This window comes from Streptococcus oralis, assembly GCF_001075875.1.
GTDB classification, from domain to species: domain Bacteria; phylum Bacillota; class Bacilli; order Lactobacillales; family Streptococcaceae; genus Streptococcus; species Streptococcus oralis_I.
In genome coordinates this window covers 1-7,272 of record NZ_JUOS01000102.1, presented here as the reverse complement: position 1 = coordinate 7,272, position 7,272 = coordinate 1, and the positions used below count along the sequence as shown (strand labels likewise).

General features: G+C 36.7%; 8 protein-coding genes and 1 tRNA gene. 1 reads left to right on the top strand and 8 read right to left on the bottom strand.

Annotation, left to right across the window (positions count from 1 at the left end):
* Together ADM33_RS06165 and ADM33_RS06160 are read right to left on the bottom strand one after the other, a co-directional pair.
* Nucleotides 1-1,163: N-acetylmuramoyl-L-alanine amidase family protein (locus ADM33_RS06165; protein ID WP_049503802.1), on the bottom strand; the 1,163-nt coding region annotated here is incomplete at its 3' end.
* 12 nt (nucleotides 1,164-1,175) lie between these two features.
* Nucleotides 1,176-2,432 carry a caspase family protein gene (locus ADM33_RS06160; RefSeq protein WP_049503800.1) on the bottom strand — a complete coding sequence of 419 codons (1,257 nt, stop codon included), beginning with the start codon at nucleotides 2,430-2,432 and terminating at the stop codon, nucleotides 1,176-1,178.
* Nucleotides 2,433-2,527: 95 nt separating this feature from the next.
* Between ADM33_RS06160 and ADM33_RS06155 the strand changes: the two genes are divergently transcribed.
* Nucleotides 2,528-3,382, top strand: a complete 855-nt coding sequence (locus ADM33_RS06155; RefSeq protein WP_049503798.1) for a helix-turn-helix domain-containing protein — start codon at nucleotides 2,528-2,530, stop codon at nucleotides 3,380-3,382.
* Nucleotides 3,383-3,603: 221 nt separating this feature from the next.
* Here the strand turns inward: ADM33_RS06155 and ADM33_RS11550 are convergent, their stop codons facing one another.
* The 6 genes from ADM33_RS11550 to ADM33_RS06130 form a co-directional block, all read right to left on the bottom strand.
* Nucleotides 3,604-3,786, bottom strand: a complete 183-nt coding sequence (locus ADM33_RS11550; protein ID WP_152906811.1) for a hypothetical protein — start codon at nucleotides 3,784-3,786, stop codon at nucleotides 3,604-3,606.
* Nucleotides 3,787-3,957: 171 nt separating this feature from the next.
* Nucleotides 3,958-4,030 (bottom strand) — tRNA-Thr (locus ADM33_RS06150).
* 47 nt (nucleotides 4,031-4,077) lie between these two features.
* On the bottom strand, nucleotides 4,078-4,539 hold the full coding sequence (locus ADM33_RS06145; protein WP_049503797.1) for a GNAT family N-acetyltransferase: 462 nt from the start codon (nucleotides 4,537-4,539) through the stop codon (nucleotides 4,078-4,080).
* Between the two features lie 38 nt (nucleotides 4,540-4,577).
* A complete protein-coding gene (locus ADM33_RS06140) occupies nucleotides 4,578-5,363 on the bottom strand; it encodes an ABC transporter permease (RefSeq protein WP_049503796.1) in 786 nt (261 codons plus the stop codon).
* Nucleotide 5,364: 1 nt separating this feature from the next.
* Complete coding sequence (locus ADM33_RS06135) at nucleotides 5,365-6,183, bottom strand: ABC transporter permease (RefSeq protein WP_045763832.1); 819 nt, start codon at nucleotides 6,181-6,183, stop codon at nucleotides 5,365-5,367.
* Between the two features lies 1 nt (nucleotide 6,184).
* Nucleotides 6,185-7,177, bottom strand: a complete 993-nt coding sequence (locus tag ADM33_RS06130) for an ABC transporter ATP-binding protein (RefSeq protein ID WP_049503794.1) — start codon at nucleotides 7,175-7,177, stop codon at nucleotides 6,185-6,187.
* Between the last annotated feature and the right edge of the window lie 95 nt (nucleotides 7,178-7,272).

The following is a 7,272-nucleotide window of genomic DNA, read 5'->3' as shown; positions in this document are numbered from 1 at the left end:
TCTGGTGTGCGTGTATTGCTAAGCATATTACCAGATGAAGCCAGATAGTACCACTTACCACTATCTTTTACCCAACCTGTTGCCATTGAACCTGAGTTCTTTAGATAATACCAAGAGCCACTATCTTTTACCCAGCCTGTCGCCATTGAACCTGAATCTTTTAGGTAATACCAAGAGCCGTTATCTTTGACCCAACCTGTTGCCATTGAACCTGAATTGTCTAGGTAATACCAAGAGCCACCATTTTTAAGCCAACCTGTTGCCATTGAACCTGAGTCCTTTAGGTAATACCAAGAACCATTATCATATAGCCAATCAGCTGAAATCATAGCTCCTGATGATTTAAAGGCATACCAGCTTCCACCTTGGTGTAGCCATGTTTGATTAAACATAACCCCTTCATCATCCATAAAGTACCAGCTTCCCTGATCCTTGATCCAAGAATTTTGAACTAATTGACCTTGTTTTTGATAGTACCAGTTTTGGTTTGATTTTAGCCAGCTTTCTGCTTTTATAATTGGATAAAGTTCTTGGAAAGCTCCCCCACCCTTATAGGAATGACTGATGGTTTTTGGTTTTGCCAGTTTTAACTCACCATTGTCATAATCTGCCCAAGCATAGACTTTTTGACCATTGATAGTCTCTGGTAAAGTGGCAGTGTAAGTCTTGGTTTGATAGTCCCATTTTGCATCAAGGTAAGTGTATTGATCATTTGATTCTTCAATACGGTAGTAACCACTCTTTCCACCGTCATTATATACATCATCAACTACTTTAGTGGACCAGGTCTTTACTTCATTTCCGCTCTTGGCTTCTACCTTGATATCTCCTCTATAGCCATAAGGTACATAGAAATTCAGGTAACGCCCCTCTGTACCAACCATAGACTTGTCCTTTTCTTGACCTAGAAAATTGACAGTCTGATCTTGGCCATTTAAAGTGACTTTCCATTCAATTTTTTCGTTGCTAGCCAAATCTGATACTTTAATATCTACTTCATAGCCGTTATTAAATCGGAGAATTTTGCCATCTTGATATTGAACACCACTCTTAATAGGCCATACCTCTTGTAGCTCAAAAGCTTTAGCAGATTGAGGAAGTGCAAACATAGCTAAACCTGCTAATGACAAACTAAATAGTGTGATTTTTTTTGATAGTTTCATTTTATTGCCTCCTTATTTCTTGAATAAAACAAATTGACTGTTGTCTGGATAAACTGATACATGTTGTTGCTTATTACTTCTTGATATAACTTCAAGAACCTGACTATAAGAATATTGATAGAGTTCATCCAAAGTAACTCTTCCATTCTTATTGACATCAGCTACAGGCGAAATCTTTATATTTTGAAGAGGATTCCAGCCTGTTCCCATTGCCCAGTATCTTGTGGCAAAACTCCCACCTCCATATGTACTATACGATTCTTCCCCCTTCCAAGAGGCACATAGTACGAGGAATTTAGAATCAAGCATTTCGCCATTCTTGCTTGCTACATCTCCTGTTGAAAATCCTGCTAAAAATTCTTGTTCATCAAATACTTCTTCAGACTCAGAGACAGCCTTTTCATCAGAGACAGCCTTTTCATCTGATTTACCTGCATTTATAATTGTTCCTGAATAGCAACAATCCAGCATAACCACAAACTTACCTTTGTATTGTTTCAAAATGGACGCCAATTCCCAACCAGAAAATGCTTGACCATCACTACCAATATAGATTCTTCCGTCTCTTCCTCCATGACAAGTAAAGTAAAGATAGTTCACATCACTTTCGCTAGAAGATTCAAAAAGTTCTTGCATTTTTGCAATAATCTCGGACTTAGTTCTATCTGGGAAACGAACAACTTCACTAAAGTTTTGGTTACTAAATACCTTTTCCATTGCATTAACATCTGCTATAGGTACTGCTGGAGTAGATGTTTCACCAAGAACTAAAGCCCGACGATTGATATTTTGATTTTCCCCACTATTAGCAAAGAAATAGGTATCATCTCCGATATTATGCCAACCAACTTGCATATCACCACTACTAGATAAATAATATTGTTTACCTTCGATATTCTGTAGTCCCGTTTGCATTACACCGCTACCATTTAAATAATACCAGCTACCAGAAACCCAACACCATCCAGTTTTCATAGCACCACTATCATCTAGATAATACCAGTTTCCAGATTCTTTAATCCAGCCTGTCTTCATCCAACCTTCACTATCAAAATAGTACCAGGTACCACCTATTTTTTCCCATCCATTTGTAGTATATGAACCATCAGAATGCTTATACCACCAACGGCTATCAGATTTTAGCCAAGTTCCACTTGACTGACTATAAGTCGTTTGAGAGGAGGATTCTTGAGCAGAAACTTGATTATCTGCTGGCAAGGAGGCTACTAAGCTTAGTAAAGCAACTGTTGACAATAAAATTTTTTTCATAATATTATTGTCCTTTCTTTTTTATTTTTGTATAATAATAATATCAAAAATGAAAAAAAGTGTTTTATTTTTTGCAAAAATGGAAGAGGATGAAAATGGAAAATTTTGGAGCAGTTTTAAAGGATATTCGTATTTCAAAAAACTTTCGTCTTAAAGATTTATCATGTAATGAAATTAGTGAATCAACTATTTCTCGTTTCGAAAATGGCATTACAAAATTATCTATTAATCATTTTTATATTCTGTTAAATCGTCTTGGAATATCATTTTCAGAATTTGAAGAATTAGTTCATTGTTATTATTCCAAAAAAGAATGTCTTTTTGAAGAATTAGAACATGCTGTAAATTCTTCAGATATATTTTTACTTCAAGAATTAGTGGATAAAATAGAGTTAAAACAAAAGCAAGAAAAAATTTTATGCAATTATCACATAAAATTGATTGCTGAACAACAGATTAATCGTCTTGCAAACCTTCCTTATAATTCATCTAAATGTAATGAATTAATAAAATATCTGCTTTCTGTAGATACTTGGATGGAGTATGAACTAAAACTTTTCTATAATTCAGTGTTTTTTATGAATACTAAAACCATTAGCTTACTATATAGAATAGTAATCAAGAAAACACGACATTTTTTAAAAACGAATACCGGAACACATAAAGTAATTCCTCTATATTTATTTAACCTAGAAATGTTATTAAAAAATAATTTGTTAGATAGCGCTCAATTTTTTATAGATGATTTAGAAAATTTACTTACTAGACAAGGATATTATTTTGAAAAGAATTATTTGCTCTTTCTAAGAGGTATTTATCTTATAAAAACTAATCAAATAGAGCTAGGTAAAAAAGAATGTTCTAAAGCTATGAGAATATTTAAGGAATATAATGATAGTGACACAATAAATAAATTAAACCAGAGATTTAAGCTCGATCTAACAATTTAATTGTTAAATGATATCGTTTAGAGATATAATTCCTAAAAAATAGACAAATAATTTATCTATAAGATTTGGTTCTGCATTACACTGAACTAAATCTTTTTATTTTTAATACATTTGTTATTATATAGGCTTTTGTTGATTTATTTCTTGTTTTAATTCAGTGGAATAGTAACGATTCTTCCCTTTTTTAACGCTCTCTGTTCAATAACGATCAATTCACCTTGTCACATACCATAGCCAGAAATATCCATACCAAATCTTTTTGAAAGCTGATTAAAGCTTTGTACTTTCTTTCTAAGTTCATAGAACTGAACCTTAACGTCATTTGGCAATTCCATAATAAAAATAAGGACATTCCAATAAAGGAAGTCCTTTTTAGCACTACTATAAATCAGAGACATTTTCATGATCCATTTTATTCTATAATCATTGACCAAAATATAATTTTTGGTCAAAATTTGGTCAAAATTTGGTCAAAAAAACAAAAAATACTAATTTATTTTTAAAAATGAATTTGTGATGATTGCCTTTAAATAAACACTTTGCATATTCTTTGTCTTTCTTTACATTACTAAAAATGCCGATTGCAGGGATCGAACCTGTGACCTTCGCGTTACGAATGCGGTGCTCTACCAACTGAGCTAAATCGGCGATTCCACTTATAGTATAGCACTATAAGAAAGGATGTCAAGGGATTCTTAACCCATCTTTTTAATCAAAATCTGACAAGGATTTTGAGGCCCCCAAAGTTGTGGAAAAATCTCTAATTTTTTAAAGCCAAGACTGCGATAAAAGACATTTGTTCGATCATAATCTTTATTAGAGCCTTCTGCTACTGTTTTCACTTGTAAATAATCAACGTTTTTGCGTGCTTCACTTTCTAAAGCAGCAAGCAATTGATTCCCAATCCCTCTACCTTGATGAGCTTTTTTTACACCGAGACAATCAATCTCAGCGCAATCTTCACTAGAATAGGACAAGCTTACAAAGCCAAGCAAATCACTCTCCTGAAAGGCGGCCCACACTTGCAAGTCCTTGGCTCCTTCGATGTAGGCTTGCGTGCTTTCTGGTATTCCAAACCATTCTGGCAAATCCTTTAAAACCTCAGCGACAACTGCCATTTTTGGCTCTTCATCCTTGACTTCTTTAATTACAAGCATCATAAGTTCCTTTCTTTATTTTACTCTTACTTTAGCTCTTACGAACCTGCACTTTCATAGGCATCCAAGCCCCTATCCCAGAGTTTTAGAGAGATTCCAAAGAAGATAAGAGAAATCAGAATCAAACCACCAATATTAAAGAGTCCATCTTTATCCTGCAAGAAATAGCTGGCAGGGTAGTAAGCCGTAAAGGCAAAAGGCACGATAAAACTGATCAACCAACGAAGGAGCGAATTGTAAATGGAAATCGGGTACTTGGCAAAATCATTGAACATATAGAAAATGTAAATCATAGCACCTGACTGCTTGGTCCAAAAAGCGATACTGGCTGTCGCGATTTTCAAAGAGGTATAAATCAAGGTCGCAAAAGGAATGCAGACTAGGAAAAGCAGGAATTTGGGAAGAGTCCAAGCAATGCTAGTCACTGTTGTTCCCAATAGAATGCCACCGACCAAGAGCTCACCCAAGGCATCAATCTGAAAGGTCTCAACCAGGATGTTAAAGAGAGGATTGATAGGACGAGTCAGATACTTGTCAAATTCTCCTTTTCGAACTAGTCGTTGACCTAAAGCCCAGAGGTTGTCAAAAAAGAGATGGTCCAACCCCTTAGGAATCAAGGAGAAGCCATAGATAAAGGCAATCTCTTGAAAGGTCCAGCCTTCTAAGGATGGGATATGTTGAAAGAGTACATTGAGAAATAAGAGGTTCAAACCTTGGGTCAGGAAAACACCTAAAACACCAACCACAAAATCGACCTTGTATTCCATGATTTGTTTGATGTACTGTCTGATAAAAATCAGATGCATGCGTTGATATTTTTTCATACTAACCTCCCTGAATGGTGATAAATGACTGGACTCGTTTCCAAATCAACTGAGACAAGCCCACCATCACTATAAGCCAGAAAAGCTGAAGCAAAAGTGCTTGAAGAATCTGACTGGCATCGTATTTCCCAACAATAATCATGACCGGAGTGTAAATTAAGGATGAAAATGGCAATAAGGAGAGAATATCTGAAACGATTTTCGGAAAGAAAGCCAAGGGAATTAAACTGCCAGACATAAAGGCCACTATTGAAGTCTTGAGTAGATTGGAACCCCATAAATTTTTAAATACAAAGGCTGAAAATCCAAAGCAGATATTAAAGAAAAAGTTAATCAGATAAGCCAGGGTTAAGCTAAAGAGATAAAGGACAGTTAATCCCAGCACTTCTACAATACCTTGCCCAGACAAGATTTTCATCAAAACAATGACACTTAAAAATGGCAGTCCAACAGAGATAAAAATCAACCACTTGGAACCAAGCTCCGTAAAGAGGTAAGAAGCCGTAAAATGCACTGGTCGCAACAAGCGCATGATAATGGAACCATCCTTGACCTCATCACCAATCATAAAGGAAGAATCCGACCTAGTCAGAAGATTAGTCACAAAACTCATGATGATGTAGAGAGTGATATCTGCCATACTGAAGCCCTGAATCAAAGGCTCCTGGGAGGAATCAAAGACAGCCTTCCAGAGATAAAAAGCCACAAAAGCCCCCATGACATCGCCTATCCGATAAAGTAGAAAGTTGACTCGATAGCTAATCAACTCCTGAACTCCTGCATTGATAAAGGGTTTATAACGTCTCCACAATTTGACCATCTTAGAGCTCCTTTCGATAGAAGCGACGGATAATATCTTCAATATCCGTATCCACCATCTTCAAATCACGGACTTCAAAATCAGATAGGGTTTGCTTGATAATATCAGCTGACTGGTAGCGGGAACTATCAAATTCAATGTTGAGGCTATTCCCCTGTCTATCAATAATCATATCAGGCAGGCCTTCATAGTGAGAGACGAGATGACTTTGACCTGGTGGCAGGTCAAAGGAGAGAGTCTTCATCTTGCCAAAGGTTTCCTTGAGCTGGCTCACCGTTCCATCAAAAATCTCTTTCCCCTTATCAATCATAAAAATCCGATCACAGAGTTGCTCAATATCGCTCAGGTCGTGAGTGGTCAAGAGAATGGTTGTTTCTTCCTCTTGATTGATCTGAGTAATGGCTCGACGAATGTTATCCTTGACCGAAACGTCCAAGCCAATGGTCGGCTCATCTAAAAAGAGAACCTTGGGATTGTGAAGCAAGGAAGCCGCAATATCCGCCCGCATCCGTTGACCCAGTGAAAGAGTCCGCACAGGATCCTTGATAAATTCCTTCAAATCCAAAACTTCATTCAAAAAGTCCATACGCTTATGGAAGAGCGAGTCTGGCACATCATAAATCTCTTTTAAAACCGTGTAGGTCTCTTGCAGGGCCAGATCCCACCATAGCTGGGTGCGTTGTCCGAAAACGACTCCAATATCCTTGACATAATCTTGGCGATTGTCCTGCGGAATCTTGCCGTTAATCCGACAAAAGCCAGATGTGGGTTTTAAAATCCCTGTCAGCATTTTGATCGTTGTCGACTTCCCAGCACCATTTGCCCCGATAAATCCTAAAATCTGCCCTTTTGGAACTTCAAAAGTCAAATCCTTGACCGCTTCAAAGGTCTGCTTTTCAGGATGAATAAAGGAGCGCAAGGCTCCCTTCAAGCCCGGTTCCTTAACAGTCTTCACAAAATTCTTCTGAAGATGTTGCACTTCTATCATTGTCATATCTATCTCCCTATCGTAAGAAACAACATTGTATTTTTGACCACAAATATTCTAAATCCTTACTTTCTACACCTTCTCAATATTATTACAGAAGG